Consider the following 25,662-nt stretch of genomic DNA (forward strand, 5'->3'; position numbering starts at 1 on the left):
GAGTCTACCGCGCTTCGCCGACTGACTCCCGCGCGAGTTGCGCGAGCTCAGGCGAAAAGAACCCGAAGATGGCCGCCCACGTCGGCCGCGCGTGCGAGCGCGGCATGGTGGATGGTCTTCGCCCAGCGAACCGCCGATTCGAGCGTCCGCTCGGGTTGGGCCGCGTAGTCGTCAGCGCTGCTCGCGAGCTTGCCAGCGATCAGCGACGCCAGAGCACAGCCGCCACCGTGCGTGGCCGGAATGTCGAGGCGGGGCGCTTTCAGCTCGATCACGTGGACCGCCGTAGCCCGTGGACGGGCCCGTTCCTTCTTGGTGGGTGCAGGCTCGGTGCTGGCGACGGCGAGCAAGTCGATCGCGTGCGGGCCGGTCAGGTGGCCGCCCTTGAGGAGGACCGCGCGCGCACCGAGCTTGAGAAGCACCAGGGCGGCATCGTGCGCCTCGTCGAGACGAGTCACGCGCCGTTCGCTGAGGACCTCGGCCTCTGGCGCGTTGACGGTGACGAGAGCCGCACGAGGCAAGACGCGGTCGCGAAGCGCTTCGACCGCGCGATCGTCGAGCAAACGTGAGCGCCCGCGCGTGGGCTTCATCACCGTGTCGATGACGGCGGGCATCTTTCGGTGCGTCGCAAGCAGCTCGCCCACGGCGCGCGTGTTCTCGACGCTGCCGAGGGCACCGACCTTGATGGCGCGAACGTGCTGGTGGCGAAGCACTTCGGCGCAGGCTGCGACGAGCTCTTTCTTGGAGGTCGAGGTCGCCGAGCGCATGCCCGAGGTCGACTGGACGGTCAGGACGGAGATCGCCGCGCACCCGAACGCACCGGCACGCGCAATCGCGCGAGCATCGGCAAGCACCCCCGCACCTCCGCCCGGATCAAGTCCGCCGATCGCAAGGACACACGGCACGACGTCGCGCTTCAGGCGCGGCCCAGAGTCCAGGCGGTTCGTCTGGGGCGAGCGTGTGGCGACCTTCGGCACGGCCATCGAGTAGCACGCGAATTGGTGGCCGCGAGGCGCATTGCGCCAACTTCTCGCGGGGAAGCACTTGCCTCCCCCCGGTTTACCAAGCGACTATGGCGGCAATGCGACCGATGCGGCTCGCCGCCCCTGCGCTAGTCTTCGCCGCATTCTTCGCGTGCCTTGCGTTCCTCGCATTTCCCGCGACGGCGCACGCCCAGTCCTCCCAAGCCACGTCCGGATGCGTCGACGAGGAGCTCAAGGAGGAGCTTGTCGGAGGGCGTCACTACCGCGGCGTTCAGCCGCGCCTGTTCACGAAGGCGTTTCGTCACGAGCTGTCCGGCATGGGCGGCTACTACGCAGCCGACCTCTATTCGTCGAACTGGCTCGCTGGCGGCGCCTACACGTTCCACTTCAGCGAAGACCTCGGCCTCGAAGCAAGCGTGCAGTTTACACGCTTCCGAACTGCGGTCACGGACACGTACGAGCGCCGCTACCCGCAGGTGCAGGTCGAGGAGCGCACCAACAAGCCGGGCCGTTTGTACTTCGGGCACCTGGTCTGGAGCTTCGCCTACGGCAAGCTCCGCTGGATGGGTGGCGGCATCAGTCGCTTCGACTTCAACGCCGCGCTTGGCGCCGGCATCACCGACGACACCACCGCGCAGGGCCTGACGGGCAGCTTTGGCTTCGGCACGAAGTGGTACTTCGGAAAGTGGTTCGCGCTCCGTCTCGACGTGCGCGATCACATCCTCAAAGAGTCCCTCATCGGCGAAGACCACCTCGTCAACGACATCCTCGTGACGGGCGGCTTCAGCATCTTCATCCCGTTCGGCGGCTGAGCGAGCTCACGCTCTCAGCCCGCGAACGCCGTTCGACGGCGCGTTCCACGGCGTGGCGCGGGCGAGGTCGTGGCCTTGGCCCACGGCCGTGAGATCTCCGCGAAGGTCCTCGCCACCTCGCGCATCCGCACACGCGGAAGCAACCGCCGTTCGCTCACCGCCTGGCGCGCCAGATCGTGCAGCGAGACGAGCCCCACGAGCCGCCCTCCACCGTCGGTGACGGGCAGCCGCCGTACCCGCGCGTGTCGCATGAGCTCCTGCGCCTCGCGCACGTCGTCCTGCGGGCCGACACGCACCGGTCGCTGCGCCATCGCCTGCGAGGCCATGAGCTCGTGCAAAGGGCGGCCGTTGTGGAGCGCGGCCATGCAGATGTCCCGGTCCGTGACGATGCCGAGCAGCCGGCGATCCTCATCGACGACCGGTATGCAGCCGCAGTCCTGATCCCACATCAACTGCGCCGCCCGCGCGAGACTCTCGTGGGGCAGGCAGTAGCTCACCTCGCGCGTCATCAACTCGTGCACCCTCATCGCGAGTCCTCCGCTGGGCGATGGATGTCCGTACGAACCGAGGGCTCGTCAATGTGGCATCATGCTCCGCGGCATGCAGGCGCCCGTCCACGCCGTTGCTCGTACTCGGTCGGCTCGCTCGGAGACGCGAACGAGTGCCATTGGCGTGGCCGAATACGTTCTTCGTCTCGTCTTCTTCGCCGCCGTTCCCTTCGCCGTCGTCGTGCTCGCGAGCCTCGTGCCGATGACCGGCGCCCTCGTGAACATCGTCCTCGCGCTCGGAGCCTTCTTCTTCGGCGAGCTCCTGCAGGAGCATGCACAGAAGCGCGGTTGGATCGGTCGGGTGCTTCGACGGCAGCTCGCCTTCGAGGTTTACTACCGAACACGACCGCCCAAGCCCTTCCTCTATTACGTCTTCTACCCGCTGCTCTTTCCGTACTGGCTCGTGGTCCCCGAGGCGCGACGCGAGGCCTGGCTCTTCAAGGGCTACACGATCGTCACGTTCGTCATCGTCGCCGTGACCGGTTCGATACGGTACTTCACGGTCTACCTGCCCGAGCTCGGCCTGAAGCCCTTCCTCGTGACGTTCGGCATCGGCCTCGTCATCGAAAGCCTGGCTGTCTTGATGCTGCTCATGCCCATGACGACGAGCGTCGTGGCGCTCCATCAGAAAAAGCAGCACAAGCGCCTCGTCGCGCTCCTCGCCGTGGGCCTCGTCTCCGGCGCCGTGGCGCTCGGCATCCTCGCACATCGACACCGAACGTTCCCCTCGCTCGAGACACGCGAACGCGTCGCCCAGCGAACGCTCGCCGTGCCGAGCCGAGCGAAGAAGGCTCAGGTCGAGGCGCTTCGGGCGGCCTGGAAGGCTCGCAAGGAGAAGCGCTGGGGTCGGGAAGACGACGGTACCCTGTCAGGTCCTGCGCTCGAAGACGCGCGAGCAGCGCTCACGAAATTCTACCGTGAGGACGAAGCCTCGGCGTTCGAGCTCTGGACCACCGCGCGCAAGGACAAAGCTCCGATGATGGTTCTCTTCGCGGAAGGACCTCGTCGCGGAAGGCCTGTTTTTCTGGGAATGCAGGCCGACGGCACGCTCGTCGAGAAGCCGCGTGACATTCCCAAGGCGGCGCGCGCCGTCATGCGCACAGCCGGCGACCTCGCCGGTGACCTTTGAGTCGTCACGCGGTTCGAGTCTGGCGACTCCAAAAAAGGACACGCGGCCCCGAGCTCGAATAGAATGGCCGGTGGTGCGTACGCGTATTCGGCTCTTCGGTGCAATGCTGATCGCGGGCGCAACCGCGCTTGCCACACTGGCTGTCGCGCAGCCGCGCAAGCCTGGGTCCAAGCCCGCCAAGCCTCCGGCCGCGGCCAAGGCCGACGCGGCGGCTCCGGCGCCTTCCGCAGCGGAAGACACGGCGGCGGCAGCGGGTGACGCTGGGGCGCCGACCGCAAGTGCAACGTCGGAAATCCCTTCGCAGGCGCCCGAAACCAGCGGCGATGGCGGCGTTCGTCCCTCGCCGCTCAATCCGACGGCTCAGGAGATGCCCGGCAACGTCGACGGCGGCGCACCACCCCCGGACTACGATCGACTCCTCGCCGACATCGCGGCGCTTCGCGCGCGCGTGGCTGCCGTCAGCGACAACCTCTACCAGTCGCGCGTGGCCATCGCGCTGCAGACCGACGGCGACCACGGCAAGATCGCGCGCCTGACCGTGTCGCTCGACGACGGCGTCGTCTACACCGCGCCGCCTACCTTCATCGCCAACGACCTCACGACCGTGTACGACCACGCCGTCGCGCCGGGCCGGCACGCAATCACGGTCGACGTCGATCGCAAAGACGACCGCGACGAGGCCTTCCGCACGTCGCAGCGAAACCGCTTCACCGTCGACGTTCCTCGGGACAATCGCCTCGAAGTCCAGGTGAAGGTCATCGACGACTCGAACATGGGCAAGGACTTCCCTGCCGACAAGAACGGCCGTTACGACTTGCGCTTCCGCGTCCGCGCCGTGGCGAAGCCGGTCGGCAAGTGACGATGACGCGCCGAACCTCCAAGCTCGTCCATGCGCCGGTCGCGGCGGCCATCGCCGTGGCCTTGCTCTCTCCGCTCGTCTTCGCGCAGCAGCCCACCACGCCTCCGACCACGGCGAGTGAGCCTGCGCCGCCGACGAGCGAGAGGCCCTCCGCCCCTCCGGCCGCGTCGACGGCCGCGTCCCCCGCCCCCGCATCGACGTCGACCGATCCTACGCGCGGCGACCGCATGCGCGCGTACCACGACGCGATGGCGAATCGGAAGCTCGCCTCGGCCGAGCCCATTCGCACCGAGGTGCTCGCCGAGAAAGTCGCCGATGCCGAAACATTGATCTCCACCGGTCGCGACGGCGAAGCCATCGCGAAGCTCACGGAGATCGTCGAGCATCCGAAGTTCGATCTCGTCGCCGATCGCCAGGAGGGTCGTGCGGCGCTCTACCTGCTCGGCCACGCGCTCGCCAATGCGGGCATCACCGAGTCTGCGCGCGCATACCTGAGGCGGGTCATCGCGCAGAAGGGTGCGTGGAACGACCACGGTCCGTACGCGCGTCGGGCCGTGCGCCGCCTCGCGGAGATCGCGCTCGAGACGCGCGCCTACCAGGCCGGATTGAAGGACCTCGAAGGCGTTCCTTCGAGCGCTCCCCTCGAAGTGCGTGGTGAAGTGGCCTACGTCACGGGGCGCGCGAAAGAAGCGGCGGGCGATACCGAGGGCGCCCTTCTCGCGTACGCGCAGGTCTCGCAGACCTCACGCTTCTGGTCGCAGGCGACCTACCTTTCCGGCCTCCTCGAGGTCGAGCGCGGTCGCATGAAAGAGGGCGAGAACCTCTTCTGCAAGGTCGCCGATCCGAAGCGCCAAGACCGCACCACGCCCGTCTTCGCCGACGAGCGCTTCTTCGCCGTACGCGACCTCGCTCGCCTCGCGCTCGGCCGCGTGGCCCACGAGCAATATCGCTTCGACGACGCCCGCTACTACTACTACCTCGTGCCTCGCGACTCGGATCGCCTGGCAGAAGCCCTCTACGAAGCCGCGACCACGCGCTACGAGAAGAAGGACTACCAGGGCGCCCGTGAACTGCTCGACGAGCTCAAGGGCCTCAAGGCACACCATCGTTACGAGGACGAGGCGCACGTCCTCGACGCGTACATCGACCTCGCGCTCTGCCACTTCCCCGAGGCCGACGCGAAGCTGAACGCGTTCCTGAAGTCGTACGAGCCCGTCCGTGATGCCTCGCGGCGCCTCGGTCAGAGCGATCGCGGAACACGCGCCTTGCTCGCCGCGGCACGTGCCGGCGCCGATGCAGGCAGCGCAGATGCTTCGGGCGCCGCGGTCACGCCCGAGCAGCTACGCGCCGTGGCTGCGCTCGTGCGCGTCGACCCCGCGTACGGAGAAATCTCCCGCAAACGCGCCGTGCTCGATCGCGAAGCGAGCGGCCTCCGTGCAGCGCTCGGCACGATCGGCGACATGCAGCGCAGCCTGGCCACCACGGGCGGCGTGCGTCCGGCCATCGAAGAAGCCGGCGATCCGATCGAGAAGGAGCGCGACGTGCGCGCGGCCATCGACGGCGTGCGCCGCCAGATCGACGATCTCGAGCAGGCCCACGCGCCGCCCGACAAGATCGCGCCGCTCCGAAAAGACCTCGCCGATCTCGAGGCGCGCCTCGGCACGAACTCTGCGGCCGTCGCCGAAGCCGCGTCGCAAGCGGCAGGCGGCAAGGATCTCCCCGACCTGCTCCGCGCCGACACCGCACAAGGCAACGCGCTTCGGCAGAAGCTCGAAGGTGTTCGTGGCGAGCTCGTCACCGCCGAGACCGCACTCGCCAAAGATTCACTGAGGCGCCTCGATCTCCGCCTGTCGCGCTTGCTTCGTCGTGCTCGCCTCGGGCGCATCGAGTCCGTCCTCGGCAAGAAGCGCGCGCTCGAAGTGGAGATCGAAGCGATCAGCGCAGGCTACTTGCCAAACGACGCGCTCGACTCACTCGATGCTGCGCGCTACCTGCGTGACAACGAGGAGTACTGGCCGTTCGAAGGCGACGACTGGCCGGACGAGTTCGTCGGCTCCGAAGGACTTCGTTGAGGGCGCGCGAGCGCTACGGAACTGTCGGCCCCGCCCCTACACGGATCCCGACCATGCAAAGCGTGTATCATCGTCGCGTGCGACGGACTCGGTTGCTCCCGCTCCCGCTCCTGTGCCTGGGCCTGGGCGGCGCGGTGCTCTCGCTGAGTGCGCTGGCCGAGGCGGCACCCGACAAGAGCAAGCCCGCACCGGCGGCCGAAGCCGCGCCGGGCGCCAACGTTCCGGCATCCACCGTGCGCGCGGCGGCCGAGAAGACGATCGACGTCAAACCGGCGACCAAGCCCGGAGCCAAGAAGGGTGCCGATGGGTCGTCGACGCTGACCGGCGCAGGCGGCAAGCCCGCCATGAAGGGCCCGAAGATCCCCGAAGAGCTTCGCGCCCAGCTCCAAAAGCAGCTCGAGGCGCGCGTCGATCGCGACGTCGCGCAGATCAAGAAGCTCCGCGGTGAGGCCATTGGCCTCCTCACCACGTTCGTGAACGAGACGCCGCGCGAAGCTCGCGAGATGCCGGAAGCCATGCTTCGCCTCGGCGAGCTCAAGTGGGAGCTCGAACGCGAGCAGTTCGTCGATCGCTTCAAGGCTTGGGAGTCGAAGCCCGTCGATCAGCGCGGGGCCGCTCCGGAGCCCAATTTTCAGCCGTCGCGCGATCTCTTCGCGCGGGTCCTCAAGGACTACCCGTGGTTCTCGGAGTACGACCTCGCGCTCTACGTCGACGGCTTCCTTGCCTACGAGCAAGGCAAGCAAGACGAGGCGCTCGCGCGCTTCGACAAGATCCTCAAAGACCACCCTCGTTCGCGCTTCGTCCCTGACGCGCACATGGCTCGCGCCGAGGCGCTCTTCAACGGCAAGTACGACTACGCCGGCGCGCTCGTCGAATACGAACAGGTCCTCAAGTACAAGCAGAGCGAACTCTATGGCCTCGCGCTCTTCAAGAGCGCTTGGTGCATGTGGCGCCTCGGGCGCACCGAAGAAGCCGCCAAGCGATTCGTCAGCGTCTTCGAGGTCACTGACGGCAACGGGACCAGTGGAAACAAGGTCTCCGCCGCGCAGCGAAAGCAGCTCGACGAGCTCCAGAGCGAAGCCCTCAAGTACCTCGTCGAGGTCTTCACCGAAGACGAGAAGAACACCGCGCAGGACGTCTACGGCTTCCTCACGAAGATCGGCGGCGACCGGTTCGCCGGCAAGGTCGTGCGTGCGCTCGCCGTGCAGTTCTACGATCAGGCGCACTACGAGCGCGGCATCGAAGCCTACGAGCTGCTCCTCAAGCTCGAACCCGCGAGCCCCGAGGCAGGTCAGTGGGTGCTGCAGATCGCGCAGGGTTACGCGTCCGTCGAGGACTACCCGAAGCTCAAGGCCACCTACGAGCGGGCGGTGACCGGCTACACACCCGGCTCGGCCTGGGCGAAGACGCAGGGCGATCCGGCCGTGGTGCAGCGAACCACCGCCAACATCGAGAAGCAGCTCCGCGAACACGCGCTGCAGCTCCACGCCAAGGCGCAGAAGGACAAGACGAGCCGGGCCGAGTTCGAAGGCGCCGCCGGTCTCTACGACGTCTACCTCTCGAAGTTCTCGAACGAGAGGCAGGCGTACCAGATCCATTACTACCTCGGCGAAATCTACTTCCACCACCTCGACCGAGGAAACGACGCCGCCACGCACTACATGGCCGCGGCTCGCGCGATCCCGAAAGAGGAAGCCGAGAAGGAGCCGCTCAAGACGCTTCGTCACGACGCGATCTACAACGCGATCGCCGCGCTCGAACTCGTTCGCTTCGCGGAGCTCGAGGCGCGCAAAAAGCAGCCCCAAGGAAGTGCCTTTCAGGAGACCGAGGCCGACAAGAAGTTCGCCGAGGCGCTCGATCTCTACGCGCAGCTCTATCCGAACGATCCAGCGCTCCCGGAGCTCTTCTTCCGTCAGGGCAAGCAGTACTACGACTACGGCGTCTACGACTCGGCCGTGAAGATCTGGGGCTCGCTCGTCGAGAAGTTCCCGCGGAGCCAGTACGCGCTCGCCGCCGGAGAGCTCATTCTCGACTCGTTCAATCGAGCGAAAAACTACGAGAACATCGAGACCTGGGCGCGACGCCTCAAAACCGCGCCGGCGTTCTCGAGCGACGCAAACCAGAAGAAGCTCGACACGCTCATCGTCCAGGCCGTCTTCAAGCAAGGCGAGCAGAAGGCGGCGAACGGCGAGCACCTCGAAGCAGCCAAGGCATACTTGCGCGCGGCCCGCGAATTCCCGAAGGATCCGCGCGCGGCCCAGGCCTGCGTGAACGCCGAGCTCGCCGCCCAGAAGGCGGGCGACATCACCACGCTCAAGGAGGGCGCGCAGCTCGTCACGGGCAAGGAATATCGGGACAAGCCCGAGTCTCCTCAGGGCGCCTGGATCGCGGCGACCACGTTGCAGTCGATGGGGCTCTTCGCCGAATCGGCCGACTTCCACGAGGCGATCGCCGGCTTGAACGATCGCGAGCACCCGAACTACGCCAAGTACGAGCACGCGAAAGACGCGGCCTACAACGCCGTCATCCTGCGCGTGGCGACGGGCGAGAACGACAAGGCCGTCTCCGACGGCAACCGGTACCTCCAGCAGTTCGGGTCCACGCCGGAGGCCGACGAAGTCGTCTTCCAGATGGGCAAGGCGCACCAGAACGCCGGTCGCAACAAGGAAGCCGCGGATCTCTATCGCCGCTACGTCGCACGCTCGAAGAACCAGGATCACCGCGTGCAGGGCTACGTCTTGCTGGCGCAGGCGCTCGTCAAAACCGGAGACGAACGCGGGGCGGACGAAGCGCTCAAGAGCGCGGTCGACATCGGCAAGCATCGCAAGGGCGAGCTCGGGCCCGACGGCAAGTACGCCGCGGCGCATGCACGATACATGGAAGGCGAGCGCATCCTCGCTCGCTTCGACAAGATCGAGATCCAGGGCGACGTGAAGCAGCTCTCGAACCGCCTGAAGCAGAAGGCGGAGCTGCTCAAGCAGGCTTCGGCGATCTTCCTCGACGTCGTCTCGCTCGGCGTGGCCGAGTGGACCACCGCGGCGCTCTACCAGATCGGTCGCACGTACGAGCAGTTCGCCAAGGCGATGAAAGACGCGCCGCCGCCCTCCGGTCTCTCCGACGCGGACAAGGAAGCCTACCAGCAGCAGATCGACGAATTCGTCGTTCCGATCGAAGAGCGAAGCCTCGACGCCTACGAAAACGGCTGGAAGAAGGCGACCGAGCTACAGATCTACAACCAGTGGACCGCGAAGATGCGCGAGGCGCTCGGCCGCTTGAACTCCGAGCTCTATCCGCCCTTCAAAGAGGTCGGCTTCGACGTGCGCTCGCAAGGGCCCGCGCCGCTTCCGCCCCTCATCGACTCGCCGCGCCGCGCCGGTGAAAAGGCAGCGCTCGCCACGCCGAAGAAAGAGACCGGCAAGCCCACGGCGAGCGCCGCACCGTCGACCGACGAGAAGGCGATAACGCCCGACGAGGAGAAGCCCGAAGCCAAACCTGCGCCGGCCAAGCCTGCCGCCAAGCCCGCCAAGCCCACCAAGAAGAAGGGGGCCAAGTGAGCTGGGTTCGCTCGTACGTCGGCGCGCTGATGATCGCGTGCTCGGCTGCCGCGCTCGTGGCATGCGGCGGAGGCAAGAGCCAGCAAGGCGCGAAGACTGCCGAGAAGGGCTTGCCGCCGGCAAACCCGATCGCCGTCCAGAAGATGGTCGAAGGCGTGACGGCCGCGAAGGATCCGAAGATGCGCGATCGGGCCATCGCGCTCCTGCGTGAGGCCATCCAGATCGACCCGAATCTGTGGGAGGCGCGCTTCGACTTCGGCGTCGTGCTCGCCAACGGTGGTGACCTCGCCAACGCCGAAGAGCAGCTGCGTGCCGCGCAGAAGATCGCTCCCGAACGCGAAGAGGTCGCGGTCGCGCTCGCCGAAGTGCGTCGCCGCCGAGGTTCGAACAAGGACGCGGCTTCGAGCCTCGAGGACTTCGTCAAAGATCACCCCGGGGCCACCGATGCGCGCACGCTCCTCGTCGCGGCCCTGCGAGACTCGGGGCAGCACGACAAGGCCATCCAGCAGGCGCGCGAAGTGCTCGTGCGCAAGCCGGGTGACGCGACAGCGCTCGCCGAGCTCGCGCTCTGCCATCTCGGCAAAGGCGAACGCGACACCGCGCAGCTTCTCGTGAAGCAAGCGCTCGACGTGAACGCGAAGAGCGCCGTCGCACACCGCGTGCAAGGCCTCGTGTTCCTGAGCGGCGGCGACGACGCGGCGGCATTCCAGGCCTTCCAGAAGGCCGCGCAGGAAGATCCCCACGACACGACCTCGCGCCTCAACATGGGCGCCGTGCTCTTGCGCGCCGGTGCGTACGGCAAAGCCGCAGAGCAATACAAGAGCGCGCTCGCCGCTTCGCCCGACGAGTCGGCCGCGCAGATCGGACTCGCGGCGGCCCTCCGTGGTGAATCCGACGGCAAGAACCAGAAGATGCTCGACGAGGCCAAGTCGCTCTACGAGAAGGTTCTCGAGAAGGATCCGCACAACATCGCCGCGCTCTTCAATCTCGGCGTTCTGCTCGCCGATCCGATGAAGAAGCCCGTCGAAGCGCGGCCCTATTTCGAGCGATTCCTCGACGACGCTCCCAAGGACCACCCTGCCCGCGCGGAAGCCGAACGCCAGCTCGGCGCGAGCAAGCCTGCGGCTCCGGCCGCTCCGGCCCCGGCGCCTGCCGCGCCCACACCGAAGGCCGCGGGAGGAAAGTCATGATGCAGAAACGGCACCTGCGACGTCCCATCGCCTTCGCGCTCATGACGGCCATCACCGCGATGTCGCTCCTCGCAGCGGCACAGAACAAGAAGGGTCAGCCTTCGAGCACGAAGACCACGGCGCCCGCGAAGAAGGGCACCAAGCCCGCGCCGAGCAGCAGCGCGAAGCCCGCGCCCGCCGACGAATCGAGCGAAGCGGCGGCACACACGGCCGAGGCATCGAAGGATGCCGGGTCGAGTGAACGCGCACCGTCCACGGCCGCGGCAAGCGGAGCCGCAGGCAAAGGCGGCGTCGTCGAGCAGAAGACGCTCGACGGCGGCTCGCGCGTCTTCCGTTTCGGCGAGGTCGAAGTCGAAGGGCGCCTCAAGAGCCCGCAGATCGTCTATTTCCTTCGCCGCGTTCGCGCGGAGTTCGCGGCCGGCGATCTCGGTCACCGCACCTTCATGCGCGAGCTCGGCGAAACACGAAACGAACCTGCCTTCGAATGATCCGCCGCACCACGCTCGCTGCCTTCGCCCTCACTTGCCTGCTCGGCATCGTCACCGAAAACGCCGCCCGCGCCGACGTCCCTGCCGGCGGGCCGATGAGTGACGGACAGTCGCGCTTCGTCTACGGCGCGGCCATCGCAGGCCTCCTGACCGGTGGAATCGTCGCGTATTACCGTTCCAAGAAGAGCCCTCCCAAGTAGCGCAAGAAAAGCCACGGGCCAGGGGTCAGGGGCTAGAAGGCCAGGGGACGCGAGTCATCACCAGCCGGTCGACCGGCGAGTCGCCCCGGGCGTGCTCCGATGTGCGCCTCGATGCGAACTCGCCCGCGTGATCCGCGCGCCCGAGTGCGTGGAATTCATGGACGCGCTACCGCCTCTGGTACCCTCGTAAGACGATGAGCATCGACACGCCGACCGCCCTCCGCGTCGCCGCCGTCTGGGGAACCACGGTCGTGGCGCTCCGCACGCTGGAGAAGGGTGAGTCGTTCAACTTGGGCGAGGCGCCCGAGTGCGAGCTTCCCATCCCCGACGGCATCGACATGTCGCCGATGCCTCTTCGTGCGTCGGCCGGCGGCTGGGAGCTCGACGCGCGCGGTTCGGTGGGTGGCCTGCTCACGCTTCGCGGCCGCGCCGAAGATCCGGTCGCCGTCGCACGCACCGGTGTGCCGGTGCCCATCATGCCGGGCGACTACGGGCTCATCCAGTACGGCCAGTTCTCGATCTTCTTCCAGTACACGTCGCGCCCGATCGCGATGAGCACGTTTCGGGCACCCGAGCTGCTCGCGATGCTGGCCGTGTTCTGCAGCGCAATCTTGCACCTCGGCTTGCTCGGTCTCGTGCGTACCCTCATGACGCCCGATCCGCTGCCCAAGCCCCTCGAGCTCACGAATCCCGACGAGTACGCGGCGCGCTTCGGCCTGAAGCGCCCGGTTGTGGAGATCCCGCCGCCCGAGCCGGTGGCCGTGGGTCAGGACAAGGGCGGCGGCAGCGGCGTCAAAGATCCCGGCGCGCAAGACAAGAAGGCTCAAGGCGGCGGCAAGAAGATCAAAGGCGACGAAGGTAAGTTCGGCATGAACGACAAGGCCGATCACACCCAGCTCACCGGCGAGATCAAGCCGACCACGCACTACGGCGGCCTCAGTGAAGTCCTCGAAGGCGACACCGGCAAAGAGATCCAGAACACGCTGAAGTCGATCAACACGGTCTCGGCGGCGCTCTCGGGGCTCAACTCCACGAACATCGTCCTCGGCAGCGGCCCAGGCACCGGCCTCAAAGGCGCGGGCTCCGGCGGCGGCGGAAACGGCGCCGGAGTGGCGTTCGGCTCCGGCACGCTCGACACGGGTTTCGGCGCCGGCAACGGCGGCGGCTACGGCGCGGGCGGTGGAGGACCTGGCGGACGCGGGAACGGCGGCAACGGACGCGGCGGCGCGGGCGGTGGCACGGGCACCGGCAACGGAACCGGCGGTGGTCCCGGCGAAGCGAAGGTGCAGGCCAGCGTGGGCGCTGCCTCGGCCTCGGGCGGTCTCTCGCCCGAGCAAGTTCGACGCGTCGTCATGGCTCACATCGGTGCGGTGCGCGCCTGCTACGAGTCCGAGGCGCAGCGCAATCCGGGCCTCAAGGGCGGCGTGACCATCGCCTGGCAGATCGATCCGAGTGGCAGCGTCTCCAGCGCGAGCGTCGCGAACAGCACGCTTGGCAATCCTCGCGTCGAAGGATGCGTCACGCGCCAGGTGAAGAACTGGCACTTCCCGACGAGCGACAAGGCCACGCAGGTCGCCGGCTTCCCGTTCAAGTTCGGCGTCGGCGGCTGACGTCTCCGCCCAGCACATTCGTGCACATTACACGCATGTAGCATGCAGCGCGCACGCTCATCCATTCGATGAGCGCGAGCGCAGCGCGTGATTTTGCGACGCGTGATTTTGCGTCCATGAGCTTCATCGCGTTGCGGAAGTCGACGATTCGTCGCACGCGAGCTTCATTCTGCGTCGCCTTTTGCAACGATTCGCACGAGGGATGGTCGCAACGATTTGAATGCATTTTTCACGTGGCAAGATGACCTCCGGAACCATCTCGATCCCGTCATCGCTCATGAAGAACATCGAATCATCGCGAGCAGGAAAGGCGCTTCGAGCGCTCGCGTCATTGGGTCTCGGGCTCGCCGCACTCGGGGATGCGGCAGCAAGCACACGTCGTCGTCAGACGCCGGCGCAGCGGACGTGCGTCCCGACGGACCAAAGACCGTGAAGTTCGATCCCAATGCTCTGGAACGCCTCGGCATCAAGGTCGAGCCGGTCGGTCAGACGACGGGCACCTTGGACCTCGAGGTCCCTGGCTCGCTCGAATACAACCTCGACAACTACGCCGAGGTGGGAACGCTGGTCGACGGCCGCGTGACGGCGATCAACGTCAAGGCGGGTGATCGCGTCAAACGCGGTCAGGTCCTCGCCACCATCGTCGTGCCCTCGATCGCCACGGCACAGGCCGAGTACCTCGCGGCGGAGGCCTCTGCGAAGATCGCCAAGGAGAACGAAGCGCGCGAGCAGTCGCTCCTCGACAAGAGCCTCACCACGGCGCGCGAAGCCGAGCTCGCAAAGGCCGACGCGACCAAGACCGAGGCCGAGCTCGCCGCGGCGAAGGCGAAGCTCCAAGCCCTCGGTGTCACGCGCCCGACGGGCGGCTCGAACATCAGCGGCGCAGGAACGCTGCTGCTCACCGCGCCGCTCGATGGCGAAGTCGTCCGTCGCGACGCGGTGCTCGGCCGCTTCCTTCAAGCGAAAGAAACGGCGTTCGTCATTGCCGATCCGCGCGACCTCCGCGCGTCGCTCAACGTCTACGAGGCGGACCTCCCGTATTTCCACATCGGGCAAGAAGCCGAGATCCTCATCGACGCGATGCCCGGCAAAGTCTTCAAGGGCAAGATCATTCTCGTCGAACCGCAGGTCGGAAAGGCGAGCCGCTCGGCACGCGCGTACATCGACGTGCCGAACCCCGACGGTCTCTTGCGCCCCGGCCTCTTCATTCGCGCGAGCCTTCGTCTTCCCGAGACCGCCAAGTCCGGGCGTCTGCTGGTTCCCGCTCCCGCCGTGCAGCCCATCGGTGACGACGACGTCGTCTTCATCGAGCACAGGCCCGGCATGTTCGAGGTCCGCAAGGTCAACGTCGCGCGCCGCACGACGCAGGTCGCGGAGATCCGCGACGGGCTCAGCGGCGGAGAGCGCATCGCCGTCGAGGGTGCCTTCATCCTCCGCGGCGAAGTGACCAAGCAATGACGGGCCAAGCCGTATGAAAGCCGTTGCCCTCTGGGCCGCCAAAAACGCGTTCATCGCGATCATGATCTGCCTTGGGATCATCGCGGCTGGCGCATACGCGGCCACGAAGCTTGCCATCGATGCCGTGCCCGACGTCACGAACGTCCAGGTGCAGGTCGTCACGCGCGCCGCGGCCCTCTCGGCCACGGAGGTCGAATCGCAGATCACGCAGCCGATCGAGCGCGGCGTGGCCGGTATCCCCGGCCTCACCCTCGTCCGCAGCACGAGCAAGCTCGGTATCTCGATCGTCACGCTGATCTTCGAAGACGACGTCGACGTCTATTTCGCGCGCCAGCTCGTCAACGAACGCCTCGTCCAGATCCGCGAACAAATCCCACCGGGCCTCGGCAAAACCGAGCTCGGACCGGTCACCACGGCGCTCGGCGAGATCTACATGTTCGAGCTCCGGGGCGATGGTCGCTCCCCCGAAGAGCTCCGCACGATCGTCGAATGGCAGATCGGCCCCAAGCTCCGGCAGGTCCCCGGCGTCATCGAGGTGGTCGGCTTCGGCGGTGCGCTCAAGCAGTACCGCGTGACCCTCGATCCCGCGCGCCTCGCCGCGCACGGCGTCTCGATCGAAATGGTCCAGACGGCCATCGAACGCGACAACCGCGTCGGCGGCGGTGGCTACGTCGAGTCCGCAGGCGAGCAGATCGTCCTCCGCGGTGACGCTCGCTTCCAGGGCATCGAAGACATCGAGTCCACGGTCGTGCGCACCGACGAGGCGGGCATCCCTGTTCGCATCGGCCAGCTCGGCGAAGTCGACACCGGCCCGGCGCTCCGTCAGGGCGCCATGACGCGCGATGGGCGCGGCGAAATCGTCGGCGGCAGCGTGTTCATGCTCAAGGGCAAGAACAGTCGCGACGTCGTCAAGAACGTCAAGGAAGCCATCACGGAGCTCTCCCCTCGCCTTCCCGCGGGCGTGCGTATCGAGCCGTATTACGATCGTGCAGATTACATCGATCGCGTTCTGAAGACGGTCGCCAAGAACCTGAGCGAGGGCGCCGTCATCGTCGTCGTCTGCCTCCTGCTCACGCTCGGCAGCTTGCGCGCGGGCCTGCTCGTGGCCGGCGCCATTCCGTTCGCCATGCTGGTCGGATTCATCGGCCTCAACGCCGTCGGCTACACCGGCAACGTCATGAGCCTCGGCGCGATCGACTTCGGCATCGTCGTCGAAGGCGCCGTCCTCACGGTCGAACACGCGATGACCCACGCCGGCTCGATCACCGATCGCAATCGCCGGCGCCGCGCGATCACGCATGCCATGGCCGACGTGGCCAAGCCTGCGGTCTTCAGCGTCGTCATCACGATTCTCGTCTTCTTGCCGCTCATCACCCTCGAAGACGTCGAGGGCAAGATGTTCCGGCCCGTCGTCGTCTCGCTCTGCTTCATGCTGGCGGGCGCGCTGTTCTACGCCCTCGTGCTCGTTCCCGCCGTCGGCCCGCGCTTCCTGAAGGGCACGCCGGGCGGACGCGAGCCCTGGCTCATTCGCAAGGCACGGCGCATCTATCAGCCCGCGCTGGACGCGGCCCTCAAGCGCCCCTGGGCCGCTGTCGCCTCGGCCATGGTCTTGACGGCCGCGCTCCTGGGCGCCGGCAGCCAGATGGGCGCCGAGTTCCTCCCGCGCATCTTCGAGGGCGCGTATGCACTCGACACGACGCGGCCGCCCAGCACGTCGGTCCAGCAGGCCGTAACGCTCTCGGGCGAGGCCGAGCGCACGCTCAAGGAGGCGCCCGAAGTCGAGACCGTCGTGAGCCGCATCGGTCGCCCCGAAGGCGCCGTCGACTCCGCCGGTCCAGAGTCGGCGGACGTGTTCGTCATGCTCAAGCCGCGCGAGCAGTGGCGTCCCGGCATGACGCCCGACAAGCTCGCCGAAGAGCTCGCCGCCAAGCTCGATGCGCGCGTGCCCGCAACGCTCAGCGCGTTCAGCCAGCCCATCGAGATGCGCGTCAACGACCTCATCGCCGGCGTGAAGGGAGACGTCGCCATCAAGGTGTACGGCGACGACCTCACCACGATGAGCGAGGTCGCCGATCAGATCCGCAAGACCGTCGCGCAGATCCCCGGCGCGGCCGACACCAAGATGGAGATCGCCACCGGTCTGCCGTCGATCCGCGTCGTCGTGAACCGCGACCACGTCGGTCGTCTCGGCGTCGCCCCGGGCAACATCCTCGACGCTCTCGCGATGGCGCGCGCCGGCATGCCCGTCGGCGTCGTCCGCGAAGGCGAGCGCGTCTTCGATCTCACCCTGCGCATCGGCGGTGAGCGCGTCGACGACGAGCGTGACCTCGCGCGCCTCCCGCTCGCCACCTCGCACGGCACGCTCGTGCCGCTCAGCATGGTGGCCGACCTGAAGCTCGAAAACACCATCGTCATGGTCGGCCGCGAGCAGATGCGGCGAAGGCTCATCGTTCAATCGAACGTGCGTGGTCGCGACATGGTCGGCTTCGTCAAGGAAGCGCAGGCCAAGGTCGCCGAGCTGAACATCCCGAAGTCGGTCGAAGTCGTGTGGGGCGGTCAGTTCCAGAACTTCAACCGCGCCAAGGCCCGTCTCGCGATGCTCGTTCCGGTTTCGATCGGCGTCATCGCGCTCATGCTCGTCTTCATGTTCCGGAACGTCCGGTACATGCTCATCACGATTCTCAATCTGCCGTTCGCCGTCGCAGGCGGCGTCTTCGCGCTCGTCCTGCGAGGGCTGCCCTTCAGCATCCCCGCCGGCGTCGGCTTCATCGCTCTCTGCGGCGTTGCCGTCATGACCGGCATCGTCATGACCCAGAGCCTCATGGACACGCCGCGCGACGAAGACGTGGTCTCACGCGTTCGCAAGGCTTCGCTCGCCGCGTTCCGTGCTCCCCTCAGCACGGCGCTCGTCGCCGCCATCGGCTTCATCCCGGCGGCAATCGCGACGGGCACGGGTGCCGAGGTCCAGCGCCCGCTCGCGACGGTCGTCATCGGCGGCCTGCTCATCGGCATGGTGCTCTCCATGCTGACCTTGCCGGCGATGTTGCTCATCGTCGCGCGACGCGAGCTGAACGAGCCTCAGAAGAACGGCGACGAGGCCAAAGAGGACGACGACTGGTCCCCACTCGAGGGCAGTCACCACCCGGCCGAGTAGCTCTCGTCCCGTTCCGAAACACGCCGAAGAGAAAGGGGCCGCCTCTCGGGCTGGCCCCCGCTCAGTCGCCCTTCTTCAACAAGAAGAGCAGGCCCATACCCACGAACACGACGCCCGCGATTCGTCGCAACCAGGCCGGCGAGACGAATCGCGACACCGCCTCACCAGCGGCGACGGCGATGGCGGACGTGGCCACGAGCGCGAGCGCCGAGCCGGCGAACACGGCCCACTTGGAGCTCGACCCCGCAGAAAGTGAAAGCGCAGCGAGCTGAGTCTTGTCACCAAGCTCGGCAACGAAGATCGCGGCAAACGTGGAGGTAAAGAGCTTCCAATCCATGGCCCCACGATGACATGGAGCACGTCGCGAGCCTACGGCGAGGTTCGGTCGAGCTCGGCAGGAGCCAGGAAAAACGCAGCCCGCCCGTCTCGAAACGCATCGTTCGGGCATGTCTGGTGCGGCACCTCCGTTGCTACTTCGAGTGGTCGCTCTCGCCGTCTCCGTCCTTTGCCTGGCATTGAACGCCTTCTTCGTGGCCGCGGAATTCGCGCTCGTGAAGGTGCGTGTGACGAAGCTCGAACCTCGCGTTCGACGCGGTGAGCGCAAGGCCATTGCCGCCAAACAGGTTCTCGGTCGACTCGACCGCTACCTGTCGGTCACGCAGTTCGGCATCACCGTCGCCAGCCTCGGACTTGGCTGGATCGGCGAGCCCGCCATCGAGGCGCTCGCAGACGGTGTGTCTCGGCGCCTGACGGGCAACACACTCAGCCCCAACTGGCACGTCGCCGTCGGTGTGCTCGGCCTCGGCGTGCTCACGTTCCTGCACCTCCTGCTCGGCGAGCTCGTGCCGAAGTTCGTCGCCATCCAGCACTCCGAAGCGACGGTGCTCGAGAGCGCCATCCCACTCCGCATTGTCGACACGACGTTCCGGCCCATTCTGTGGTTTCTCGAGCACGCGCAGCGAGCCGTCCTGCGCCTGCTGCGTATCAACCCCGACGTAGCCAACGAAGGCACGCTCAGCGAAGACGAGATCATCGGCATCCTCGCCGCGAATGCGGCCAAGAACGAAGCCGCGCGCGACAAGCAGCATATCGTCGAGCGCGTCTTACGGATGTCCCGTCGAGCCGTTCGGCACGCGATGGTGCCGCGCGTCGACATGGCGGCCCTCTCGATCGACGCGACGGGCGCCGAGGCGAGGGACTTCCTCGAGCGACACGCCTTCTCGCGGGTGCCGCTCTACAAGGGCTCGCTCGACCGCGTCGTCGGCTATCTCTACGCCAAGGACTTCTTCTTCGACAAGATGGGCGTCTCGCGCCCGTCGATGCGTGGTCTCGAGCGGCGCGCCATCTTCGTCCCCGAGCGGCGCGACGGCCTGTCGGTGCTGCGCGACATGCAGCGCGAGAGCATTCCCCTCGCCATCGTCGTCGACGAATACGGCGGCACGAGCGGCCTCGTCACGCTCGAAGACTTGGTCGAAGAGGTGTTCGGCGAGATTCGCGACGAGCTCGACGTCGAGCCGACGAAGGTGGTGCGCCTCGACCGCGAGGCCGTGATGATGTGGGACGTCGACGCGCGCGCCACGGTGCACGAGCTTCGCGAAGCGGGCGTACCGGTCAACGAGGAATGGCGTGACGAGGCCATCGGCAAGGTGGTCGTCGAACGACTCGGCCATCTCCCGCGCGTGGGCGACAGCGTATCGCTGGAGGACAATCTCCGCGCGGAAGTGAGCGCAACGAGCCGACGACGCGTCGAACGCCTTCGGCTGCGGCTCGTACCGGTGTGAGGACTAACTCTCCTGACGCTTCTTCGTGAGAGCCAACACGCGCTGGATCTCCGCGACGAGCAGCGACGGCGCGCACGGCTTCGTGAGGAACGCGTCGCATCCAGCAGCAACGGCCGCACGAACGTCCGCGCTCTCGCCGTGCGAAGTGAACGCGACAATGGGAATGTGCTTCGTGGCGGTCGCGCTCTTCAGGCGGCGGGCCACTTCGAAACCATCGCCGTCGGGCAGGTCTCGATCGAGGAGCACGAGGTCGGGGGCCAGCATCGGCATGATCTCCATGGCTCGACCGACCGTTGCCGCCTCGTCGACGCGCAAGCCGGCATCACGGATGGCGCCGCCGTAAAGCTCGCGCGCTTCCCCGCTATCCTCGACGAACAAGACGACGAATTCCTTCGCCCGGCCCCCCAAGCGCATTCACGAGCCGTACGCCCCTCCAAGCACCCACGCAACTCGCTTCCGCGTGAACTTGTCTGCGGCAGAATGCCCGGGTCGCGCGGGCCCTCGGGAGCAGAGGAGAAATCCCCTCTGACTTCCGAGGGTTCCGAATCACCTCTTGGCGCCGCCCGCCGTTCCACAACCACCGTTCGGTCGGGAATCGTCCGGGCAAATGAGAGCGCAAACGAGGCTCTGGATGTCGACCAACTCGTCCGGCGCGCAGTCGTCGTCGGTGATGTCTTCCTTCTTCACACCGCCGTCGATCTTCACCTTGTATGCATAGTGCATATACTTCTGCACCATGTTCTCGCTCACCCACGCGTAGCCCTGATCGCCCCAGCTGGTTCCCCAGCTGTTGTGAATGAGGAACTGACGGCCCGACGGCGTCACCCGGTAACCGCTCATCGTGATGGCGTGGCCACCGCTCGGATCACTCCAATCGGGGATGACGCCGTTCTTCATCTTCGAGTTCGACCAGGCATAGCCGTCGATCTTCATGGCGATCCAGAGGTCGGATCCGCTGGCGAGCGTCGAGATGATCTCGTCCATGTTCGGCGGAAGCGTCTGGAGTTTTTCGAAGTTGTTGATCTTGTAGACCGCCGACGAGTTCGCCTGGTCGTACTTCGCCATCAGCTTGCTGTCGTTGCGCCAGGTGCCGGGCACGGCGGAGGGCGTCACGTACGAACCGCAGTCTTCGTACGTCGCGTTGCCGAGCTCGCATGCCTCTCGATGGCTCTGGGGCCACACGCCGAGCGTGCCGATGGTCCGACCGAGATTCGCGTCGGCCGCGGTGCCCATCTGCGGGATGCCGTAGCCCGACCACACGTGGTTCGGCGACGCGGCGTTGGTCGCGTTTCCGGGCTGGAGCTTGCCGGCGCGGATGGCTGCGTTGTCGATCGTGGTCGAGAGAGAGAAGGCCGTGCACGAGCCGACCGGGCCCTGATCCTTGATGGGTCCTTCGAGGTTCTCGGCGCGGTGGTCGACCGTGGAGGGGAAGGTCTCCGCCTTCACGTCGCCGGCACCAGCAACGCTTCCGGGCGTCACCGCGCGCTCACCGCCACCCTTGGCGCCGCCGACGTTCAGTCGGAGGTTGGCGAGACTGCCGAAGCGGCTCTTGACCATCGAGACCGGCTTCCAGAACGTGGTGCGTGCCTGGAGCGCCTTGGCCTTGCGCGTCGAGAGGTGGAGCACCGCCTTCGTCGACGACTGGTAGTTGTGGCAGTCCATCTTCACCCAGTTGCCGGGGGCCACTTCCTGGAAGCCGCAGCCCTTCGGGTTGCGTGCCTTGAGCTCCTGGATCTTGGCGACGTTGATGGCCTCGGCCACGCCGGCGAGGTTCGGCGCAACGTGCTGAACGGGTGCGGCCGTCGCGGCAGGTGTGGTCGTCGCCCCCGGACGCCTGCCCACCGCAAGGGCCGGTCCATTCGCGGCAGGCTGGGGTGCCGGTGCAGCGGGCTTGGGAGCCGGCGCAGGAGTCGCCGCTCGAGGCGCCGCTTTCTGAGGGGCCTGGGCCCGGTTGTTGTCCGTCCCGACCTGAATCGAGCAGGCAGCTGCCGACAGGACGAGTGCGATCGACATCAGGGACGGCGCGCGTAGGGACATCCAGTTCCTCATTCCAAGGCTCCTCGCTCCGTCGTTCGACGGAAAGGGGGGCGATGGTATTCGGCCGAACTTCCTCGCGAAAGCATAAGAGGTCGAAAACTTGTCGGTTGGAAGTCGCACCTGATACGGCGGGAACATGAGCCATCGTGAGGGCAAAGGCGCCTGGCGCTCGGCCGGTGCTTCGGACGCTTCCTCAGATCGCGCGTTTCGCCCCATGTTGCGGGCGGGCGAGCGTTTTGCGCGCGACGCGGCGAACCGCCCGATCCTCATGTTCGAGGACGTCTACAAGTCCTACCGTCCCGGCGCGCCCGTCCTGCGCGGGATGAATCTCATCATCGAACGAGGCGAGTTCGTGTTCATCACCGGCCCGAGCGGGTCGGGAAAAAGCACGCTTCTGCGCATCCTGTACGCCGCAGAGAAGCCGGACGAGGGACGCATCTTGTTCCTCGGTCGTGACATCGTGCGCCTCCGCGACGAGTCGATTCCGTTTCTTCGCCGCAACCTCGGCGTCGTCTTCCAGGACTTCAAGCTCGTCCAATCGTGGAGCGTCTTCGAGAACGTTGCCATCACGCTCGAAGTGCTGGGCTTGCCCGCCAGGCTCATCCGTTCGCGCGTGGGCGAAGCCCTCGAGCGTGTCGGGCTCCAGGGCCGTGGTCAGGATCCCGCCGGAGTTCTTTCGGGCGGTGAGCAGCAGCGCGTCGCCATCGCGCGCGCCATCGTCGGCGAGCCTGCGCTCATCCTGGCCGACGAGCCGACCGGCAACCTCGATCCGCAGCTCGCGATCGACATTCTCGGCCTCTTCGAAGAGATCCACGAGAACGGCACGACCGTTCTCTTCGCAACGCACGATCGCTCGCTCCTCGACGTGCGCCCGCGCCGCCTGATCGTGCTCGACGAAGGCAAGGCGGTGGACGTTCCCACCGGCGTTGCCACCTCGGACGAGGATTTCGACGACCACGCGTGGGCTTCGAACGAACTTCCGGTCTGACGGCAGACGAAAGGCACCTGGCAATGCTCAACGGCTCGATTGGCACCACGAGGAGAGCTCGCCGCGGAATGCTTCGCGAGTGGCGACTTCACGCGCTCAGCGTGTTCTCGCTCGCCGTTGCGTTCGTGTGCCTCGGTGCAGCCTTGCTCGTCCTCACGAACCTGCGCGCGATCGAGGAACGCTGGTCGCGTGCCGGTCGGGCATCCATCTATTTGAAGGACAATGCGCCCGCGCAGGACGTCGAGCAGTTGAAGACGGCGCTCTCCGCCGTGCAGGGAATCGTGGGCGTCCGCTACGTCTCGCCCGCGCAGGCACGCCAGGACTTCGGACAGACCGAGGCCGGCCCCAAGGCAGCACTAGCGGCGCTTCCCGTCGATGCGTTCCCCGCGTCGCTCGAGATCGAAGTGCGCCCCGACGTGACCGACAGTGAGCTCGAAAGCATGGTCGGGAAGCTGAAGCAGCTGCCCGCCGTCGACGACGTCGAGACCTACCAGGCTTGGACAGAGCGCCTCTCGCGCCTCATTCGTGGTGGTGTCGCGGCGGCGGCGCTCCTCGCGCTCGTCGTGTTCGCGTCGGTTCTCGCGGTGGTCGGCTCGACGATTCGACTCGCGCTGCAGCGCCGTCGTACCGAAGTCGAGGTCCTCAAGCTGGTCGGCGCGAGCGATCGCTTCATCAAGGGTCCGTTCCTCGTCGAAGGCAGCGCGCAAGGTGCTCTCGGCGCAGCCGGCGCAGTGGCTCTCCTCGCGGCTCTGTTCTTCGTCGTGCGCGGTCGCCTCGATGCGGAGCTCGCTGGCCTCGTCGGTGTCGAGCCCTCGTTCCTTCCTTGGTACGTGGTGGTCGGCATGATCGGCGTGGGCATGGTGCTGGGCACGGTCGCCGCGCTCCTCGGCCTCCGGAGGCTCGTCACCGTATGAGTCTCCGCTCGCTGCCCAAGGGCTCGCTTGCGCTCGCCATTGCGCTCGTGAGCGGTGCGGCGGTGGAGGTCCACGCCGCCCCCGCACGAGAAACCAAGCGCGCCGAGCCCGCCCCGATCGCCACCACGGTCCAGGCGCCGGCCACGCCCACCACCGACGGACACCTTTCGCCCGCACTCGCACTCGCCGCGCTCGATCGACGTATCGCCGATCTCGACGCGGAAGAGCAGATCAGCAAGGGCGAGCTCGGATCCCTCGGCGCGAAGATCGCCGAAGCCCACACGCGCTCGCTCACGCGAGGGCGTGCCTTCTACCGTCTCACGCGCGCCGGCATGCTGCCGGTCGGCGGTGGCTTCAGTGAGCTCGTCTCGCATGCCCTGCGGGTCGAGCGATCCCGTCGCGCCCTCGCGGCGGATCTGGAGAACGAACAGAAGCTTCGCCAGCGTGGCGCCGAGCTCTCGCGGGCACTGGAACGCGTCGCACGCGACCGCATCGCCCTCTCGAGCCAGCGCACGGCCATGGACGCTGCACGCGTGGCCATGGACGACGAGGCACGTCGTCAGAGCGCGTTCGATCGCGCGTTCGCGGGCGACAACGGCCCGAGCGACTTCGTCGCCGTCAATGCCGGTCCGGGCGCTCCGAGCGATCGCGGCCAGGGCTTCGCAAGCTCACGCGGACGCCTTCTTTTCCCGCTCGCCGGACGCTCCGAGGTTCGCCCGACGCGCCGTGAAGGCACCGATGGGCCCGGCCTCGAGATCAAGACCGCCCTCGGTGCCTCGGTCCGCGCGGTCTTTGCCGGGCGCGTCGCATTCGCCGATCGCTACGGCCCTTACGGCCGCCTCGTGATCCTCGACCACGGCGACCACTACTACACGGTGAGCGGCAACCTCGCCGGCATCGACGTGAAGGTGGGCGACGAGGTCTCGGCGGGCGAGCGCATCGGAACCGTCGGCGACGAAGGCAAAGGGCCCACCCTCTACTTCGAGATTCGCCACGGCACAGAGACGCTCGCGCCGAGTCCCTGGCTCGGCGTCTGACGAGGCCGGCCTGAGCGCCCCGCTCACGTGACCGTCAGGGCCTCCGTCTTCCAGAGGCCGTGGAGCGTGCAGCTCTCGTAGGCCGTGACGGTCGTGACGCCGGCGGGCAGCGTGAAGTTGACGGTCGGCGGCGCGGCATCCGTCGATGCGAATTCCCAGAGGCCCACGACGGTGTCTTTGCCGTCCACGGCGGCACGCAGATAGATCGTGGTGATATAGTGCACCTGCGCGGCGCCCGCTTCGGCACCGGCGTCCCCCCCATCCCCCGCATCCCCCGCATCGCCCGCGTCGGCTGCATCACCGGCAGCGTCGGGCTTCGCCGCATCCATCGCCGCGTCGGCGGCCGCGTCGGGCGTTCCGGCGTCGAGGCCGTTCGCGCCCATGACGTGCTGGATCACGACGGTCGCCCGCTTGTACGAGCCTGACGTTCCGAACTTCACCTCGGGCACGTGACTGCGCTCCTTGCCCGCCCACCTGCCGGGCGCAGCCGCCGAGAAGACGGGGCCGGAGAGACGCTTCTGATCGTCTTCGAGCTGTCGCGCACGCGCTTCCCAGCTCTGGTTCGGGAGCGTTGGCGGAGCATTGCCGGTATCGACCGGCGGCGATGAGCCGGGAACGTACTCGTCACCGTCCGTCGGTGGCGTCGACGGTTTGGACGAGTTGCTCGTCGACTCACCTCCTGGCCCAGCGATGCGATCGGAGGTGCTCGCGTCCGAGCAGGCCGCCACCACACGACCGAACGCCACTGCGCCCGTCCCGAAAACCAGCGCCCGAAGTGCCAACCGTCGATCGATCTTCTTGCTCATGTCGCTACCCCGCCGGGCCGCACCAGAGCACGGACCAGACCAAGC

At 67.1% G+C, this 25,662-nt stretch carries 21 protein-coding genes; 15 read left to right on the forward strand and 6 right to left on the reverse strand.

The genetic code is table 11. The features are described 5' to 3' along the window. Positions 1-47: 47 nt before the first annotated feature. Positions 48-974, reverse strand: a complete 927-nt coding sequence (thiD, locus tag AKJ09_RS14180) for a bifunctional hydroxymethylpyrimidine kinase/phosphomethylpyrimidine kinase (protein ID WP_169927532.1) — start codon at positions 972-974, stop codon at positions 48-50. Between the two features lie 113 nt (positions 975-1,087). On the opposite strand from thiD, the gene AKJ09_RS14185 reads away from it, so the two are divergent. Further along, positions 1,088-1,792 (forward strand): outer membrane beta-barrel domain-containing protein, encoded by a 705-nt coding sequence (locus tag AKJ09_RS14185; protein WP_169927533.1) that lies wholly within the window; start codon positions 1,088-1,090, stop codon positions 1,790-1,792. Between the two features lie 14 nt (positions 1,793-1,806). Here the strand turns inward: AKJ09_RS14185 and AKJ09_RS14190 are convergent, their stop codons facing one another. Then, on the reverse strand, positions 1,807-2,319 hold the full coding sequence (locus AKJ09_RS14190; RefSeq protein ID WP_146647741.1) for a CBS domain-containing protein: 513 nt from the start codon (positions 2,317-2,319) through the stop codon (positions 1,807-1,809). A gap of 145 nt (positions 2,320-2,464) precedes the next feature. Here AKJ09_RS14190 and AKJ09_RS14195 point away from each other — a divergent pair, with 145 nt between their 5' ends. The 10 genes from AKJ09_RS14195 (at position 2,465) to AKJ09_RS14245 (ending at position 18,054) form a co-directional block, all read left to right on the forward strand. After that, positions 2,465-3,469: a hypothetical protein gene (locus AKJ09_RS14195; protein ID WP_146647742.1), complete on the forward strand. Its 1,005-nt coding sequence runs from the start codon at positions 2,465-2,467 to the stop codon at positions 3,467-3,469. 73 nt (positions 3,470-3,542) lie between these two features. Continuing rightward, entirely contained in the window at positions 3,543-4,328 is a 786-nt protein-coding gene (locus tag AKJ09_RS14200) for a hypothetical protein (protein WP_146647743.1), read from the forward strand. Between the two features lie 2 nt (positions 4,329-4,330). Then, the gene (locus AKJ09_RS14205; protein ID WP_146647744.1) at positions 4,331-6,400 is read left to right on the forward strand and encodes a hypothetical protein; all 2,070 of its coding nucleotides are present in this window, start codon (positions 4,331-4,333) and stop codon (positions 6,398-6,400) included. A gap of 53 nt (positions 6,401-6,453) precedes the next feature. Then, positions 6,454-9,954 carry a tetratricopeptide repeat protein gene (locus tag AKJ09_RS14210; protein WP_146647745.1) on the forward strand — a complete coding sequence of 1,167 codons (3,501 nt, stop codon included), beginning with the start codon at positions 6,454-6,456 and terminating at the stop codon, positions 9,952-9,954. Beyond that, the gene (locus tag AKJ09_RS14215) at positions 9,951-11,144 is read left to right on the forward strand and encodes a tetratricopeptide repeat protein (RefSeq protein WP_146647746.1); all 1,194 of its coding nucleotides are present in this window, start codon (positions 9,951-9,953) and stop codon (positions 11,142-11,144) included. The genes AKJ09_RS14210 and AKJ09_RS14215 overlap by 4 nt, the downstream gene beginning before the upstream one ends. Beyond that, the gene (locus tag AKJ09_RS14220; RefSeq protein WP_146647747.1) at positions 11,141-11,632 is read left to right on the forward strand and encodes a hypothetical protein; all 492 of its coding nucleotides are present in this window, start codon (positions 11,141-11,143) and stop codon (positions 11,630-11,632) included. The genes AKJ09_RS14215 and AKJ09_RS14220 overlap by 4 nt, the downstream gene beginning before the upstream one ends. Continuing rightward, positions 11,629-11,832 carry a hypothetical protein gene (locus AKJ09_RS14225; RefSeq protein WP_146647748.1) on the forward strand — a complete coding sequence of 68 codons (204 nt, stop codon included), beginning with the start codon at positions 11,629-11,631 and terminating at the stop codon, positions 11,830-11,832. The genes AKJ09_RS14220 and AKJ09_RS14225 overlap by 4 nt, the downstream gene beginning before the upstream one ends. Before the next feature lie 194 nt (positions 11,833-12,026). Next, complete coding sequence (locus tag AKJ09_RS55545; protein ID WP_169927534.1) at positions 12,027-13,442, forward strand: AgmX/PglI C-terminal domain-containing protein; 1,416 nt, start codon at positions 12,027-12,029, stop codon at positions 13,440-13,442. Between the two features lie 429 nt (positions 13,443-13,871). Then, positions 13,872-14,900, forward strand: coding sequence for an efflux RND transporter periplasmic adaptor subunit (locus tag AKJ09_RS14240; protein WP_169927535.1), 1,029 nt, complete (start codon positions 13,872-13,874; stop codon positions 14,898-14,900). A gap of 13 nt (positions 14,901-14,913) precedes the next feature. Continuing rightward, positions 14,914-18,054, forward strand: a complete 3,141-nt coding sequence (locus AKJ09_RS14245; RefSeq protein ID WP_146647750.1) for an efflux RND transporter permease subunit — start codon at positions 14,914-14,916, stop codon at positions 18,052-18,054. Positions 18,055-18,115: 61 nt separating this feature from the next. On the opposite strand, the gene AKJ09_RS14250 is transcribed toward AKJ09_RS14245, so the two are convergent. Further along, entirely contained in the window at positions 18,116-18,391 is a 276-nt protein-coding gene (locus AKJ09_RS14250; protein WP_146647751.1) for a TMEM165/GDT1 family protein, read from the reverse strand. A gap of 142 nt (positions 18,392-18,533) precedes the next feature. Here AKJ09_RS14250 and AKJ09_RS14255 point away from each other — a divergent pair, with 142 nt between their 5' ends. Beyond that, positions 18,534-19,835, forward strand: a complete 1,302-nt coding sequence (locus AKJ09_RS14255; RefSeq protein WP_205633707.1) for a hemolysin family protein — start codon at positions 18,534-18,536, stop codon at positions 19,833-19,835. Positions 19,836-19,838: 3 nt separating this feature from the next. Here AKJ09_RS14255 and AKJ09_RS14260 read toward each other — a convergent pair whose 3' ends face one another. Further along, positions 19,839-20,213: a response regulator gene (locus tag AKJ09_RS14260; RefSeq protein WP_169927536.1), complete on the reverse strand. Its 375-nt coding sequence runs from the start codon at positions 20,211-20,213 to the stop codon at positions 19,839-19,841. 168 nt (positions 20,214-20,381) lie between these two features. Next, a complete protein-coding gene (locus AKJ09_RS14265; protein WP_146647754.1) occupies positions 20,382-21,884 on the reverse strand; it encodes a C1 family peptidase in 1,503 nt (500 codons plus the stop codon). Between the two features lie 124 nt (positions 21,885-22,008). Here AKJ09_RS14265 and ftsE point away from each other — a divergent pair, with 124 nt between their 5' ends. From ftsE to AKJ09_RS14280, 3 genes are read left to right on the forward strand one after another with little or no spacing between them, the layout of a single operon-like run. Then, complete coding sequence (gene ftsE, locus AKJ09_RS14270; protein WP_275936623.1) at positions 22,009-22,860, forward strand: cell division ATP-binding protein FtsE; 852 nt, start codon at positions 22,009-22,011, stop codon at positions 22,858-22,860. Between the two features lie 23 nt (positions 22,861-22,883). Beyond that, on the forward strand, positions 22,884-23,774 hold the full coding sequence (locus tag AKJ09_RS14275) for a cell division protein FtsX (RefSeq protein WP_240488475.1): 891 nt from the start codon (positions 22,884-22,886) through the stop codon (positions 23,772-23,774). Further along, positions 23,771-24,811 (forward strand): murein hydrolase activator EnvC family protein, encoded by a 1,041-nt coding sequence (locus tag AKJ09_RS14280; RefSeq protein ID WP_146647755.1) that lies wholly within the window; start codon positions 23,771-23,773, stop codon positions 24,809-24,811. The genes AKJ09_RS14275 and AKJ09_RS14280 overlap by 4 nt, the downstream gene beginning before the upstream one ends. 23 nt (positions 24,812-24,834) lie before the next feature. Here the strand turns inward: AKJ09_RS14280 and AKJ09_RS14285 are convergent, their stop codons facing one another. After that, the gene (locus AKJ09_RS14285) at positions 24,835-25,617 is read right to left on the reverse strand and encodes a desulfoferrodoxin family protein (RefSeq protein WP_146647756.1); all 783 of its coding nucleotides are present in this window, start codon (positions 25,615-25,617) and stop codon (positions 24,835-24,837) included. Positions 25,618-25,662: the final 45 nt, after the last annotated feature.

Origin of the sequence: Labilithrix luteola, from assembly GCF_001263205.1 — a bacterium.
GTDB classification, from domain to species: domain Bacteria; phylum Myxococcota_A; class Polyangia; order Polyangiales; family Polyangiaceae; genus Labilithrix; species Labilithrix luteola.